Origin of the sequence: Roseobacter sp. OBYS 0001, assembly GCF_019654895.1 — a bacterium.
GTDB lineage: Bacteria > Pseudomonadota > Alphaproteobacteria > Rhodobacterales > Rhodobacteraceae > Roseobacter > Roseobacter litoralis.
In genome coordinates, this window is sequence record NZ_BPES01000015.1 from 86,127 (window position 1) to 100,341 (window position 14,215).

The 14,215-nt window shown below is 58.3% G+C and carries 12 protein-coding genes and 1 pseudogene; 10 read left to right on the forward strand and 3 right to left on the reverse strand.

Annotation, left to right across the window (positions count from 1 at the left end; translation table 11 throughout):
* Window positions 1–96 precede the first annotated feature (96 nt).
* From K5Q35_RS20075 to K5Q35_RS20095, 5 genes are all read left to right on the forward strand, one after another.
* Window positions 97–1,551 carry an FAD-dependent oxidoreductase gene (locus tag K5Q35_RS20075; RefSeq protein ID WP_013960964.1) on the forward strand — a complete coding sequence of 485 codons (1,455 nt, stop codon included), beginning with the start codon at window positions 97–99 and terminating at the stop codon, window positions 1,549–1,551.
* 73 nt (window positions 1,552–1,624) lie between these two features.
* The gene (hflK, locus tag K5Q35_RS20080) at window positions 1,625–2,788 is read left to right on the forward strand and encodes an FtsH protease activity modulator HflK (protein WP_220801120.1); all 1,164 of its coding nucleotides are present in this window, start codon (window positions 1,625–1,627) and stop codon (window positions 2,786–2,788) included.
* Window positions 2,788–3,687 (forward strand): protease modulator HflC, encoded by a 900-nt coding sequence (gene hflC / locus K5Q35_RS20085; protein WP_013960966.1) that lies wholly within the window; start codon window positions 2,788–2,790, stop codon window positions 3,685–3,687. Before hflK ends, hflC begins: the two co-directional genes overlap by 1 nt.
* Window positions 3,684–3,881 (forward strand): DUF2065 domain-containing protein, encoded by a 198-nt coding sequence (locus tag K5Q35_RS20090; protein ID WP_044025210.1) that lies wholly within the window; start codon window positions 3,684–3,686, stop codon window positions 3,879–3,881. Before hflC ends, K5Q35_RS20090 begins: the two co-directional genes overlap by 4 nt.
* A gap of 146 nt (window positions 3,882–4,027) precedes the next feature.
* Window positions 4,028–5,491 carry a Do family serine endopeptidase gene (locus K5Q35_RS20095; RefSeq protein ID WP_220801121.1) on the forward strand — a complete coding sequence of 488 codons (1,464 nt, stop codon included), beginning with the start codon at window positions 4,028–4,030 and terminating at the stop codon, window positions 5,489–5,491.
* 1,229 nt (window positions 5,492–6,720) lie between these two features.
* On the opposite strand, the gene K5Q35_RS20100 is transcribed toward K5Q35_RS20095, so the two are convergent.
* Window positions 6,721–7,116, reverse strand: coding sequence for an OB-fold nucleic acid binding domain-containing protein (locus tag K5Q35_RS20100; RefSeq protein ID WP_220801122.1), 396 nt, complete (start codon window positions 7,114–7,116; stop codon window positions 6,721–6,723).
* 124 nt (window positions 7,117–7,240) lie between these two features.
* Here K5Q35_RS20100 and K5Q35_RS20105 point away from each other — a divergent pair, with 124 nt between their 5' ends.
* Window positions 7,241–7,564 (forward strand): 2Fe-2S iron-sulfur cluster-binding protein, encoded by a 324-nt coding sequence (locus tag K5Q35_RS20105; RefSeq protein WP_013960971.1) that lies wholly within the window; start codon window positions 7,241–7,243, stop codon window positions 7,562–7,564.
* Window positions 7,564–8,310 carry a VCBS repeat-containing protein gene (locus K5Q35_RS20110; protein ID WP_220801123.1) on the forward strand — a complete coding sequence of 249 codons (747 nt, stop codon included), beginning with the start codon at window positions 7,564–7,566 and terminating at the stop codon, window positions 8,308–8,310. Before K5Q35_RS20105 ends, K5Q35_RS20110 begins: the two co-directional genes overlap by 1 nt.
* A gap of 10 nt (window positions 8,311–8,320) precedes the next feature.
* Here K5Q35_RS20110 and purD read toward each other — a convergent pair whose 3' ends face one another.
* Window positions 8,321–9,586, reverse strand: coding sequence for a phosphoribosylamine--glycine ligase (gene purD / locus K5Q35_RS20115; RefSeq protein ID WP_220801124.1), 1,266 nt, complete (start codon window positions 9,584–9,586; stop codon window positions 8,321–8,323).
* Between the two features lie 79 nt (window positions 9,587–9,665).
* On the opposite strand from purD, the gene xseA reads away from it, so the two are divergent.
* Window positions 9,666–11,207: an exodeoxyribonuclease VII large subunit gene (xseA, locus tag K5Q35_RS20120; protein WP_220801125.1), complete on the forward strand. Its 1,542-nt coding sequence runs from the start codon at window positions 9,666–9,668 to the stop codon at window positions 11,205–11,207.
* A gap of 107 nt (window positions 11,208–11,314) precedes the next feature.
* Here the strand turns inward: xseA and K5Q35_RS20125 are convergent, their stop codons facing one another.
* Window positions 11,315–11,731, reverse strand: a complete 417-nt coding sequence (locus K5Q35_RS20125; RefSeq protein WP_220801126.1) for a hypothetical protein — start codon at window positions 11,729–11,731, stop codon at window positions 11,315–11,317.
* A gap of 335 nt (window positions 11,732–12,066) precedes the next feature.
* On the opposite strand from K5Q35_RS20125, the gene K5Q35_RS20130 reads away from it, so the two are divergent.
* Complete coding sequence (locus K5Q35_RS20130) at window positions 12,067–13,767, forward strand: NAD(P)H-dependent oxidoreductase subunit E (RefSeq protein WP_220801127.1); 1,701 nt, start codon at window positions 12,067–12,069, stop codon at window positions 13,765–13,767.
* A gap of 78 nt (window positions 13,768–13,845) precedes the next feature.
* Window positions 13,846–14,215: pseudogene (locus K5Q35_RS20135) on the forward strand (signal recognition particle-docking protein FtsY); the annotation flags it as partial.

Here is a 14,215-nt window from a genome sequence, read left to right on the forward strand (position 1 = left end):
CAGCGCCTGTCTGACCTGACCTATGCACGGGCGAGCGCATCCAAAGTGGTCTTTGGCTAGGGCCACTAGAATACACAAAAGAGAAAGGCCCTTCGCATGACTGACTTTGACTATGATCTTTTCGTGATTGGTGGCGGCTCAGGGGGCGTCAGAGCGGCGCGCGTGGCGGCCAGCGAAGCAGGCGCGCGGGTGGCTCTGGCAGAAGAAGACAGATACGGCGGAACCTGCGTGATCCGCGGCTGTGTGCCCAAAAAGCTGATGGTATTCGCCTCGGAATATGCGGGCATGCCGGATGAAGCGCAGGCCTATGGTTGGGACATGCAAAAAGGCAGCTTTGATTGGCCGGGGTTCAAAACCAAGCTGAACGCAGAACTGGACCGCCTTGAGCAGGTCTATCGCAGGCTGTTATCGGAATCAGGTGTTGAGACATTTGATGCACGCGCCACAGTGTCCGGCCCGCATGAGGTGACATTGTCAGACGGGCAAACCAAATCCGCCAAACATATTCTGGTAGCAACCGGCGGTCATCCCGTGCGACCAGATATGCCCAATGCCCATCTTGGCATTGTGTCCGATGATATTTTCCATCTGGAGACCCTGCCCAAATCGGTACTGATCGTTGGCGGGGGCTACATCGCCTGCGAATTCGCCGGGATCCTGAACGGGTTGGGGGTCAAGGTCACGCAATACTACCGGGGTGCGCAGATATTGCGCGGCTTTGATGATGAGGCCCGTGGCCTTGTCGCGGAGCAAATGCGCGAACGCGGCGTCGACCTCAAGGTCGGCACGAACATCCTCGAGATGGCCCCTGCGGGAGAGCATGACAGCATGTCCGAAGGCGGCGCCATGGGCGGGACGGCGCAGGATCGCGCAGAACTTGCACAAATGCACAGCAGCGCTGCGACAAAAGGCCCGGTCTGGGTAAAATCCACCAGCGGCACCGAAGGGGTCTTTGATGTGGTTCTCTTCGCGACAGGGCGGGACCCGAACACCAAAGACATGGGGCTTGAAGCGCTTGGCGTGAAACTGGGTCGGCGTGGGCAGATCGAAGTTGACGCCTACAGCCAGACCGGGGTGCCCTCCATCTATGCGATCGGGGATGTTACCGACCGCGTCAACCTGACGCCGGTCGCGATCCGTGAGGGCATGGCCTTTGTCGAAACTGTCTTCAAAGGCAATCCAACGGCTGTGGATCACGACCTGATCCCGAGCGCAATTTTCACCCAACCGGAAATGGGCACGGTCGGTCTGGGCGAGGAAGCGGCCCGCGAACAGGAACCAGTTGAAATTTATTGCACATCGTTTCGGCCAATGCAGACTGCGTTTGCCGGAAAACCGGACCGCGTGTTGATGAAACTCATTGTGTCGATAAAGACGCGAAAGGTCCTTGGATGTCATATTGTAGCCCCAAATGCGGGTGAAATGATCCAACTGGCGGGCATCGCCATCAAGATGGGTGCAACGAAAGAAGACTTTGACCGAACGGTTGCGGTCCACCCCACAATGTCGGAAGAGATCGTGACGATGCGTTCTCCCATGCGCACGGCTTGAATTCCGTGCAGGGCAACGTACCTATGACTTGGTTTGATCGTGACGTTATGCGGTTTAGAAGGGAAAGAACTTAATGGCTGGCAACAATGGCGGCCCCTGGGGGGGCGGCGGAAATTCGGGCAATGATAAACCGAACGGCGGTTCGGGCGGTGGAAATCGTGGGTCGGGCGGCGGCGGTCCGCGCGGTCCCGGCGGCGAAGGGCCGCAAATTCCTGAGATAGATGAACTGGTCAAAAAGGGTCAAGAACGTCTGCGCGTCCTCATGGGCGGCAAAGGCGGCAATGGTAACGGCGGTGGCACCGGTGGCGGTGGCGGCGGTGGACCCGCGCTGACGCGTGGCACAATCGGGCTGGCCGCTCTGGCAGCCTTTGGTGCGTGGCTGATGGCGAGCCTCTATACGGTCGCTCCCGAAGAACAATCGGTTGAACTGTTCCTCGGCGAGTATTCGGCCACAGGAAACTCGGGTCTGAACTTTGCGCCATGGCCACTTGTTACGGCAGAAGTCCTTCCTGTGACGCGCGAACAAACCGAAGACATCGGTGCGCGCACGGACAGTGGTCTGATGCTGACGACGGATGAGAACATCATCGACATCGATTTTCAGGTGGTTTGGAACATCAGTGATCCGGCCAAATATCTCTTTAACCTTGCTGAGCCACAGGAAACAATTCGTGCGGTGTCTGAATCAGCGATGCGCGAAGTGATTGCGCGTAACGAACTTGCGCCGATCCTTAACCGGGATCGTCAGGTGGTTGCCGATGAAGCGCTGCAACTGATCCAGTCGACGCTCAACGGTTATGACAGTGGTGTGAACATCATTCGTCTCAACCTCGACAAGGCCGACCCGCCGCGCGAAGTGATCGACAGCTTCCGCGAAGTGCAGGCGGCTGAGCAGGAGCGTGACCGTCTGGAACGTCAGGCTGATGCCTATGCGAACCGGGTCACGGCGGGCGCACGCGGTGAAGCTGCAAGCCGATTGGAACAGGCTGAAGCCTATCGCGCACAGCAGGTCAACGAAGCACAGGGTGAGGCGGCACGCTTCACATCTGTTCTCGAGGAATACGTCAAGGCACCTGATGTGACGCGCAAACGTCTCTATCTGGAGACCATGGAACGTGTATTTGGCGGCGTCGACAAGATCATTCTTGAAAGTGGTCTTGGTGGAGAAGGTGGACAAGGCGTCGTGCCCTATCTTCCGCTCAATGAATTGCGCCGTCCGACTGGAGGAACAAACTGATGAAAGCAACTAAATTTCTGATCCCGATCGGGGTGATCGCGGTTGTAGGCGTGCTGAGTTCCGTTTTCATTGTGGACGAACGTGAAAAAGCGCTTGTGCTGCAATTCGGCCAGATCAAATCGGTCAAGGAAGATCCGGGCCTCGCGTTCAAGATCCCGTTCATCCAAGAGGTCGTGCGCTATGACGACCGAACGCTGTCGCTCGATACCGACATCGTCGAAGTCACGCCATCGGATGATCGTCGTCTGGTCGTCGACGCCTTTGCACGCTACCGGATTTCTGACGTTGTGCAGTTTCGACAGGCTGTGGGTGTCGGTGGCATGCGGGCCGCTGAAGACCGTCTGGAAGGTATCCTGAACCCGGCAATCCGTGCGGTTCTGGGTTCTGACGGGGTGACATCCAACACCATTCTCTCTGCGGATCGCGCAGAGTTGATGGCCCGGATCACGTCGCAGGCACGCCAGCGTGCCCTGCCGCTTGGTCTTGAGGTTGTTGATGTGCGTCTCAAGCAGACGAACCTGCCGGAACAAAACCTTGACGCGACCTTTGCGCGGATGCGGGCGGAGCGGGAACGCGAAGCTGCGGACGAGATTGCGCGCGGTGAAGAAGCCGCCCAACGTGTGCGCGCCTTGGCAGATCGTACGGTCGTCGAGCTGATTTCCGAGGCGACACGCGAAGCGGATATCGTGCGTGGTCAGGCTGACGCGGAACGTAACGCCATCTTTGCAAGCGCCTTCGGTGCGGACCCTGAGTTCTTTGAGTTCACACGGTCGATGACCGCCTATGAACGGTCATTGCAAGGCGGCAACTCATCCATCGTCATGTCCCCGGACAGCGAGTTCTTTAACTACCTGCGCAGCGATCAGGGATCGCGGTCTGACGAGGGCGAAACCCGGTGAGCACGCTTCTTCTGGCCTTAGGGTTGGTTATGATTATCGAGGGGCTGGCCTATGCGCTGGCCCCTTCGCTTATTGAACGTATGCTTGAGATGCTGCGCTCCCTGCCGGAGACGGCGGTGCGGCAAATGGGCTGGCTGATCGCGGTGAGCGGGCTTATTCTGGTCTGGGCCGCCTGGCAGCTTGGCGGGGTTTGAAACCGCGTGCACGTTCACAGGGAGTTGAAACCGCGCGAGGGTGGCCCATCTATCCCTTCAGGCCTATATGGCTACATGCAGACTGGCTTTAAGCGCAAAGTAGGCGCAAAGTATGACAGGCAACAACGTATTTCAGGAGACGACGCATGACATCCAAGACGGTATCCATGCCACATAGAGTTCCGGCGCAGACGCGGTTTCGATTTTTGGTGATTGCTATTTTGGCGATGGCATTCGCCCTTGTTGCACCCGTTACAGTGCTGGCACAGCCTGCAAGCCTAGCGCCGCTGGCTGAAAAAATCAGCCCATCGGTGGTCAATATCACGACCTCTACCACGGTATCACGTCGGACCGGACCGCAAGGTATAGTGCCGGAAGGCTCGCCCTTTGAGGATTTTTTCAGGGACCGTAACAATGGGCCCGAAGGGGCACCGCGCCGGTCGTCCGCGCTGGGGTCCGGTTTTGTCATCTCTGAAGATGGTTACGTCGTCACCAACAACCACGTGATTGAAGGGGCTGACGAAATTCTGATTGAATTTTTTGACGGCGGTGAATTGGTTGCCGAGGTCGTGGGAACGGACCCGAACACCGACATCGCCTTGCTGAAGGTCGAAACGGACGAACCACTGCCATTTGTGTCCTTTGGGGATAGTGACAGTTCGCGGGTCGGCGACTGGGTGATCGCGATGGGCAACCCGCTGGGGCAGGGGTTTTCCGTCTCGGCCGGGATCGTGTCGGCGCGCAACCGGGAACTCAGCGGTCGTTATGATGATTATATCCAGACCGATGCTGCGATTAACCGCGGAAACTCAGGTGGCCCGTTGTTCAACATGGACGGTGAAGTGATTGGCGTGAACACCGCTATTCTGTCACCGACCGGCGGCTCGATCGGTCTTGGGTTCTCGATGGCTTCAAATGTTGTGACGCGCGTCGTTGACCAGCTGCAGGAGTTTGGCGAGACGCGGCGCGGCTGGCTGGGTGTGCAAATTCAGGACGTGACAGAGGACATGGCCGAAGCCATGGGGCTTGCGTCGACCGACGGTGCTGCTGTGAACGGTGTGCTGGAGGGGCCTGCACTGGATGCAGGCATCGAGATCGGTGATGTGATCATCAGTTTTGACGGGCGCGACGTTGAAGACACACGCGGTCTTGTGCGTCAGGTCGGCAATACGCCTGTGGGCGAAGCGGTGCGCGTTGTCGTGCGGCGGGGCGATGAGACAAAAACCCTGCTTGTGACACTGGGCCGCCGTGAAGAAGCCGAAGGCGCGACACCTGCCGTCGCGCAGGCCCCGCAGGAAGACGCGCCGACCTCTGCTGAAATGATGGGCCTCACCTTGATGGTGCTGACCGATGAGCTGCGCGAGCAACTTGGTGCCAAACCGGAGACCGAAGGTCTGGCGGTCATGGAAGTGGACGAAGCGTCGGAAGCTTTTGAGAAGGGTCTGCGGTCGGGCGATGTCATCACCGAAGCAGGTCAGAAAAAAGTGACAAGCATCGCGGATCTTGAAACCCGTGTCGAAGAAGCCAAGGACGCAGGGCGCAAATCGCTGTTGTTACTCGTGCGACGTGCGGGCGATCCGCGTTTCGTGGCGCTGTCCCTCGCTGAATGATCCGCTAAAAACAGGCGTTGCCGGTGTCGAACTGGTTTTGATACCGGACGCCTGTTTTTGACCTTGGGCGATTGCGGATCGGATTTGGGAACGCGTTTCACGGAGTGTTCCCACCGGTTACGGGTGGCGATTTTCTCGATCCGGTGACCCCCGGGGGAAAGCACTGGCAACTTTGCTTTCCTGCGCTTTGAATGTCGTCGTGGTAATCATTGCCACAGTGAATACCCACTGTTTCCGGGCGCTGTTAGTCCGGGGCGTTGCCGGCGCAGGAGTTCCTGTATTCACAGGGACGTTGAAGGACGTATTCAAAAAGGCTTGTAGCGGCGTTTGAACAGGCTTTGAGGGACCGTTCGAAAGGGCGTCGATCCTCTCGAATGCTGCGACCGTTTTCGTACCGGCTCCAAGAGCTTTGCAAGCATGGTTTCCCTGTTCCGCTATGGTGGCTCTTCACCCCGCCGATTTGTACCGGCGTTGCGTGGTACTGTTGCTCCGACAGGCATAGCTTGGACTTGGCAACGTGCAAAAGGGCCGTCTGTTTGCGGGATAACGTCGTTGGGCCTGCTCTTGTCCATTATGCGCGTTGAGTGTGACGGCTTTCGGAACTTTGCTGCTCAGTTCGAACAGAAGGTCACCGCGCTGGCGCATAGTTCGGCAGTACCGGCAGATTTCCAGAGGTTTGCCGAACATGTAGTCTGACGTATCTCAAATGGCTGGTGCCATCAGACGAAGCAACTCAGCCACGCGGCTGCGTTCCGAAGTCGTCCATTCTGATTGTTGAATGAATGCCGGGGCACGCGCGCGGGTTCTGACAGTGTTGCGCTGAGTTTCGGGCCTTGGTGACCAGGCGCGGTTTTTCAACGAAGGTGTGGCCTTTGCTTTGCTCATGTGCGCTCACAACGCCTTTCTGAACCGCAGCGGTGCGGTGTAGGAAATAGGCATTCACCCAACCAGGGATCGGTGCACCGAACACCTCAGAGTTGGACAGTGCCACGCAAAGCGTCTGCGCTCATTATGCGCATACTTGCGACCGTGGCATAACGTCGTGCGTTCAATATCTTGGTAGGGGTTCTACGGATATACGATAGCAGATGGGCTGCGCCACTCCAAGCCGCGTTGGTCCGAAATGTGTTTCACGTCGACATGGATTGCGGCCAGTGGATGCGAAATCGCGTTTAGGTTTTTGAAAGCGGCGCTTTTGGCGCGTCCTTTTCTTGTCTGGAAAGGTAGTTTTACTCGGAGGCTTGGTTTTCCTGCACAAGACCATCCAGTAAAGGTGATAAATCCTCGATCTCTTCTGCAAGAACATGGGTTACGGAATGGGCGCGTTGAAGCCTGCCTGTGACGCGCAGCATGCGCCCTGCGATTACGGCGCGGCGGAACTTTTCATAGATATTCCGCCAGACAATCACATTCACAACGCCGGTTTCATCCTCCAGCGTGAGAAAGATAACCCCCTTGGCCGTGCCGGGACGTTGTCTCAAAATGACAATACCGGCCACGGCGACACGCGCATTTTGCGGCGGCTGTGTCAATTGTCGCGCGACAAGGCAGGCGGGTGGGCTTGGCCATTTCCCAGCGGTTTTCGTATCAGTTGCCGGGGCGGCACGAGATGTGATGATCTGCATAAGAACAAATATAGAACAAAAGAAATCAAAAACAATCCTCTGCGAAGGGGGTCGCAAAACAGGCGCACGCGCTCTATATGCCGACGTTGAACGGATTGAACACGGCAAGAAGGAATGGATGAACGTGGCCAAAATCACCTATATTGAACACGGCGGGACGGAGCATGTTGTTGAGGTCGCAAATGGCCTGACGGTCATGGAAGGCGCGCGCGACAATAACATTCCCGGAATTGAGGCCGATTGCGGTGGCGCATGTGCCTGTTCCACATGCCATGTCTATGTTGATCCCGCGTGGATCGAAAAACTGCCCGGCAAGGACGATATGGAAGAAGACATGCTTGATTTCGCCTATCAGCCTGACCCGGCCCGTTCCAGGCTGACCTGCCAGCTCAAAGTGACGGATGCGTTGGACGGCCTCATCGTACAAATGCCCGAAAAACAGATCTGATGAAGGCGTGGGCGCGGCGTCTTCTGGCGCGCCGCCTGCTCTGTTTCGTTCGCCGCGCGCTGCCAGTGTTGTGCTTGTTGCAGGGAGCGGCAGAGGCGTCCGAGGCAATCATTTCGGCAGACTACGCAGGTCCGACGCAGCGATATGCCCATGCGGTCCTTGGCGATGATGTTGAGCACGAGACGCTCGTCATCACGCTGGCCACCGGGGATATCCGACGTTTTACACTGCCTGTAACATCGGTTATTGAAGATACGCACCCCCGGATCGTTGATCTTGACGCAGACGGCTTGCCCGAAGTCATCGTTGTCGAAAGTGATCAATCAAGAGGCGCGCGGCTGGTTATCTATGACGCCTCTGGTTTTGTAACGGCTACCCCCTATATAGGCACCCGTTTTCGCTGGCTTGCCCCTTTGGGCGCCGCTGATATTGACGGGGATGGGTATGTTGAGATCGCCTATGTTGACCGCCCCCATCTGGCGAAAACACTGCGCATCTGGCGCTATCAAAACCGCCAGCTTAGTGAAATTGCATCGCTTGGCGGTGTCACCAATCACCGCATCGGAGAGCGCGATATTGCCGGTGGCATCAGGCAATGTGATGGCTTTCCGGAAATGATTCTCGCGCGTGCAGATTGGGCCGAATTACAGGCCATCCGGTATAGCGATGGCCTGTTTGAAACACGACGTCTTGGGACGGACACCTCACGCGGCGCGTTTGCCGCCGCTCTGTCTTGCGCGAATTAACGACAAGTTTCTAGTCCAGTGCCCGCCAGCCAATGTCACGGCGACAAAACCCCTCCGGCCAGTCGATCTGATCCACCATGCCATACGCCTGCTCTCGCGCTTCGGAGAGCGATGAGGCACGCGCCGTAACGCCAAGTACCCGCCCGCCGCTGGCGGTGTACTGGCCGTCCTTACGGGTTGTGCCAGCATGGAAAACCATATGCTTGCTGTCCTCTTTAAAACCGTCCAGCCCGCCGATGACAGACCCTTTTTCATAGCTTCCGGGATATCCGCGCGCGGCCAGCACGACCGTCAGAGCATGATCATCAGCCCAGTTGACCTGCACTTCATCCAGCCTGCCTTCGGCGGCGGCCTGAATGAGATCCAGCGCCTGCGCGCCAAGGCGCATCATCAGGACCTGACATTCGGGATCGCCAAAGCGCACGTTGTATTCGACCAGACGCGGCGCACCGTTTTGGATCATCAGGCCGACAAAGAGCACACCCTGATAGGGTGTCCCGCGCCGCACCATTTCGACCATTGTCGGCTGCACGATCTGCTCAAGCGCCGCCTGCGTTACCTCTGGCGTCATCACCCGGGCAGGGGAATAGGCGCCCATGCCGCCGGTATTGGGGCCGGTGTCGCCGTCACCCACACGCTTGTGGTCCTGCGCCGTGCCGATGGGCAGCACGGTTTCGCCATCGCACAGCACAAAGAAGGACGCCTCTTCGCCTTCCATGAATTCTTCGATCACGACTTCTGCGCCTGCGTCACCGAAACTGCCGCCGAACATGTCATCAAGGGCGTCCAGTGCCTCGTCGACCGTCTGGGCGATGATCACGCCTTTGCCCGCTGCAAGACCGTCTGCCTTGATAACAATCGGTGCGCCTTGTGCTTCGACATAGGCCCGTGCCGCAGCCCGGTCAGTGAAATGGGCATATGCGGCCGTGGGCGCACCGGCTGCATCGCAGATGGCTTTGGTGAAGGCTTTTGATGCTTCCAGCTTTGCTGCATCAAGACCGGGGCCAAAAACGGAAATGCCTGCATCCCGCAAGCGATCAGCAACACCCGCTGCGAGGGGGGCTTCGGGTCCGACGATCACGAGATCAATGGCGTTTTCATCCGAAAAGCGTGCGACGGCCCCGCCATCTTCGATCTCGAGGGACGCACATTCGGCGATCCCCGCGATCCCTGCGTTGCCGGGGGCCACGATCAGGCGATCACATTTAGGGTTCTGTTTGACCGCCCAGGCCAGAGCGTGTTCACGTCCCCCGCTGCCGAGAATAAGAATGTTCATGAAGGGCTCCCGATCTGCTTGGCCTTATGTTCAGGGCGTTCTAAGCTGGCGGGGAACCTGTGACAACACCCGAGGCACCATGGACTTGCTTGACGATCCCACACCGGGTCAGAATACGCCCGAATTTACGGTCAGTGAAATCTCTGGTGCGGTGAAACGCACGCTGGAAGGAGAGTTCGGCCGCGTGCGGGTGCGTGGCGAGGTCAGCCGCGTGATCAAGGCGCGATCGGGCCATATGTATTACGACATCAAGGATGATCGGAACCAACTGTCCTGCACCACATGGAAAGGACAGGTCGCCCGGCTGAGCGTGATCCCCGAAGAGGGGCTCGAGGTGGTCGTGACAGGGCGCATCACCGCCTATGGGGCGCAGTCCAAATACAACATGAATGTGGATGAGGTGGCTGTCGCGGGCAAGGGCGCGCTGATGGCGCTGCTGGAAAAGCGCAAAAAGCAACTGGAGGCGGAGGGGCTTTTTGAGACGTCGCGCAAACGTCCGCTGCCCTATCTGCCGGAAATCATTGGGGTTGTAACGTCGCCGACAGGAGCGGTGATTCGAGATATTCTACACCGCCTGAGGGACCGCTTTCCGCGCAAGGTGCTGATCTGGCCGGTCGCTGTTCAGGGTGAGAAATGTGCACCCGAGGTTGCGGCTGCCATCGCGGGGTTCAACGCGCTGGAACCGGGCGGGGCTTTGCCGCGCCCGGACCTGATCATCGTGGCGCGCGGCGGCGGATCGGTCGAGGATCTGTGGGGGTTTAACGAGGAAAGTGTCGCGCGGGCGGCGGCGGCGTCAGACATTCCACTGATCTCGGCGGTGGGGCATGAAACCGACACCACGCTGATCGATTTCGTATCTGACAAACGTGCGCCCACACCCACAGCTGCGGCTGAATTGGCCGTGCCGGTGCGCCATGAGCTTATTGCATGGGTCGAGCAGCAGGATGCGCGCATGCGTCAGGCGCTTAGTCAGGGGTTGACCCGCCGGGACCAGCGTTTGCGCGACGTGGCCCGCGCCTTGCCGCGCCCGGACAGTTTGCTTGAGAGCCCGCGTCAACTGGTCGACACGCGCGGCGCGCGGCTGGCCCCGGCGCTGATGTCCGGGGTGCAGCGGCGCAAGATAAGGCTGGCGGATGTCAGCGGGTCACTGCGACCGGCGATGCTGACGCGCGCTGTGCAGGCAGAGGACCGGCAGCTCAAAGAAAAGGCGCGCCGTCTGCAACCGGCCTTGTTGCGCGCGCTGGCGACGCGCAAAGAGCAACTGGAAACAAGGGTGCGGCGATATCGCCCGGCAGTTCTTGAGCAGGAATATCGACGCAAGAAACAGCATTTCGAGGATGTGGTGCAGCGTTTGGGCAAAGTGGGCGAGCAAAACCTCGATGCGGCCCGCCGCAAGCTCGATGCGTTGGGACGGCTGAATGAAACACTCAGCTACAAGGCCACGCTGGCGCGCGGTTTTGCAGTTGTGCGATCGGATGGGGCCGTGGTGACAGACAGCAAGACCGCGAAAACGGCCAGCAGTCTGGAAATCCAGTTCGCCGATGGCCGCGTGACAGTGGGCGGCAAGACCGCGTCTAAAAAGTCAGCGGGCAAACCACCGGAACAAGGGTCGCTGTTCTGAAGCATCATGCGAAAAACCTGAATCATGTAACGCTGCCTGAAATCAAATATTTCAACGCGTTACGTGATACTTGATGTTTCAGGTATTTTGTCAGACGCTCCAGGGGATCAGACACCGACGTCGGGGCCGAGGCAGATCATCTCTTCGTTCACGTCTTCAGCTTCGTATAATTCGGTCGCGCCGGGCAGGTTCTCGAACCGGGCTGAAAGGCGGCCATCTTCTTTGGTAAAGGCCCAGCATTGCGGTGTCGGGTTATCCTCGTAGACAAAGCAAATCTGCCCTGCTTCTTCGTACCAGAACCCTTCCTTGCATTTTCCGTCCAGAAACGACCATTTCACACGACGGTCATCGAGATAGACCTCCGCCCCGTATTTCTCACCATTCTGGCCATAAAACAGCGTTTTGCCGCGGGTGTATTCATCAAAAGTCCGACCGTCCATTGGTTCCGCCGCAAGAGCCATCCCACCAGAAAGCATCGCAGAAAGGGCCGCAATTACTGGAATGAACAATGGTCGTTTTCGCATGTTTACTCACCTTTGGATACTACGTTTCAAACGGAAGCCTTCTGACGCCAGAGGGCCTGTGGTGCTACAGTTCGCCAGATCGTGACGCGCCGGCACCGCCCTCACGTGGGCTTTATTCGTTAACTCTTTGTTTACCTCTTTGTCGCCGCGCCTCCAAGGCGCTTGTTGCGTCGCGGTTAATGACGCAAGTTTCGGATCGGACACAGAAGTGTCGTTTATGGCTGCCTGTGGTGCCGTGTTTTAAACTACCGTGGCGTTGTTCAGACTGATATTGCTGGGCATCAGGAAATCACGTGGGCATGCTCCGTGGTGTTTGCGGACAGGGAGATATGCCGATGGCACTCGATACGAGCGACAAGACCCCCGAAAAAGGTGTCTGGAAGTCTGGCAAGGGCAAAGGGCGGCGGCATACGAAAGGTCGCCAGCTGCAGGACACCGCTTGGGATGAGGTTCGCGCGCTTTTGGGCGATGCGCCGCGCCGTGCCGATCTGTTGATTGAGCATTTGCACAAAATTCAGGACACCCACGGGTGTTTGTCCGCCGCCCATCTGCGTGCGCTGGCCGAAGAGATGCGCATGTCGATGGCTGAAATCTACGAAGTCGCGACGTTTTATGCGCATTTCGACGTGGTTAAGGAAGGCGAAACGCCGCCACCGGCCCTGACAATTCGTGTTTGCGATTCCCTGTCGTGCGAATTGGCGGGTGCGCAGGAACTGAAGGCCGCCCTTGAAAATGGCCTGAACCCGGGGGAAGTCCGCGTGTTGCGCGCGCCCTGCATGGGGCGCTGCGACACGGCGCCGGTTCTGGAACTGGGTCATGCCCATATCGATCACGCCACGCCGGAAAAGGTCACTGCTGCCATCGCGGCGGGCGATACGCACGCGCATATCCCGAGCTATGAGACATTTTCCGATTATGCCGCTGAAGGCGGATATGAAACGCTGAAAACCCTGCGCGAAACCGGCGATTGGGAAAAGGTCCAAGAAGACGTTCTGGCCTCAGGGCTGCGCGGATTGGGCGGTGCTGGCTTTCCCTCTGGCAAGAAGTGGGGCTTTGTGCGGGCCAATCCGGGGCCGCGTTACCTCGCGGTGAACGGGGATGAGGGCGAACCCGGCACGTTCAAGGACCGCTATTATCTTGAGCGCGTGCCGCATCTTTTCCTTGAGGGCATGTTGATTGCCGCTTGGGCCGTCGAAGCCGAGACCGCGTTTATCTACATGCGGGACGAATATCCTGCGGTGCTGGAAATCCTTGCGCGTGAAATAAAAGCGCTGGAGGAGGCCGGGATTGTCACTCCGGGTTACATCGACCTGCGGCGTGGTGCTGGTGCCTATATCTGTGGTGAAGAAAGCGCGATGATTGAGAGCATCGAGGGCAAGCGCGGCATGCCGAGACACCGTCCGCCCTTTGTGGCGCAGGTTGGTGTCTTTGGCCAACCAACTTTGGTGCACAATGTCGAAACGCTGCATTGGGTGACGCGTATTTGCCGCGAGGGTCCGGAGGTTCTGTCGGCAACCGAAAAGAATGGCCGTAAGGGACTGCGCAGCTATTCAGTCTCGGGACGGGTTGCGCAACCCGGCGTCTATCTATTGCCAGCAGGCTCAACAATTACTGACATTATCGAGGCCGCAGGGGGCATGGCTGACGGCCATCTGTTCAAAGCCTATCAACCTGGCGGGCCATCGTCGGGCATTTTGCCTGCATCAATCAGTGATGTGCCGCTGGATTTTGACACACTGCAACCGCTTGGCTCTTTCATCGGATCCGCGGCGGTCGTGGTTCTTTCTGACAAGGATTCCGCGCGGGCGGCGGCGCTCAACATGCTGCGGTTTTTCGAAGATGAAAGCTGCGGGCAATGTACACCATGCCGGGTCGGATGCGAAAAAGCAGTCAAACTGATGCAGGCGGACCAGTGGGACACCGGGTTGCTGGAAGAGTTGAGCACCGCAATGGTAGATGCATCAATCTGCGGTTTGGGTCAGGCGGCACCGAACCCCATTCGCATGGTAATGAAACACTTCCCCGAGGAAATCTGACCCAAAACGGCTCGGGCCTTTCGTTTCGCGGCAAATCCTCTTAGATGAGCATTAACCGGTGAAGAGGCAGGCCCGCGCATGGCGTTTTTCAAAAAACTCAAAGACAAACTGTTCAAGTCGTCGTCCAAGATTGATGAAGGACTAGAAGCGATCGTTGACGATGGCGGGGTCGCGGAAACGGTTGACGTAAAACCGCGCGCCGTTGCTGCGCAAGAGGCGCAAGCGGCGGCGCAGGTCGTGCCCCCCGAGGAGGCGCACATCGAGGTCTTGTCAGCACCTTCTGACGACCGCGCGCTGGAACCAGATCCGATTGAACAGGCCGCCGTTGACGAGGGCCCAGCGGATACGACGGTCGAAGCGCTTGATCCGCCGGAAGCGCCGGTTACCTATTCTCCAGAGCCAGAGCCAGAGCCAGAGCCAGAGCCAGAGCCAGAGCCAGAGCCAGAGC

Bases quoted from the DNA above. Each gene is read 5' to 3' on its own strand.
- K5Q35_RS20130 (WP_220801127.1), top strand. From the start codon at position 12,067: ATGGCACTCGATACGAGCGACAAGACCCCCGAAAAAGGTGTCTGGAAG.
- K5Q35_RS20075 (WP_013960964.1), top strand. From the start codon at position 97: ATGACTGACTTTGACTATGATCTTTTCGTGATTGGTGGCGGCTCAGGG.
- xseA (WP_220801125.1), top strand. From the start codon at position 9,666: ATGGACTTGCTTGACGATCCCACACCGGGTCAGAATACGCCCGAATTT.
- hflC (WP_013960966.1), top strand. From the start codon at position 2,788: ATGAAAGCAACTAAATTTCTGATCCCGATCGGGGTGATCGCGGTTGTA.
- K5Q35_RS20110 (WP_220801123.1), top strand. From the start codon at position 7,564: ATGAAGGCGTGGGCGCGGCGTCTTCTGGCGCGCCGCCTGCTCTGTTTC.
- K5Q35_RS20100 (WP_220801122.1), bottom strand. From the start codon at position 7,116: ATGCAGATCATCACATCTCGTGCCGCCCCGGCAACTGATACGAAAACC.
- K5Q35_RS20125 (WP_220801126.1), bottom strand. From the start codon at position 11,731: ATGCGAAAACGACCATTGTTCATTCCAGTAATTGCGGCCCTTTCTGCG.
- purD (WP_220801124.1), bottom strand. From the start codon at position 9,586: ATGAACATTCTTATTCTCGGCAGCGGGGGACGTGAACACGCTCTGGCC.
- K5Q35_RS20095 (WP_220801121.1), top strand. From the start codon at position 4,028: ATGACATCCAAGACGGTATCCATGCCACATAGAGTTCCGGCGCAGACG.
- hflK (WP_220801120.1), top strand. From the start codon at position 1,625: ATGGCTGGCAACAATGGCGGCCCCTGGGGGGGCGGCGGAAATTCGGGC.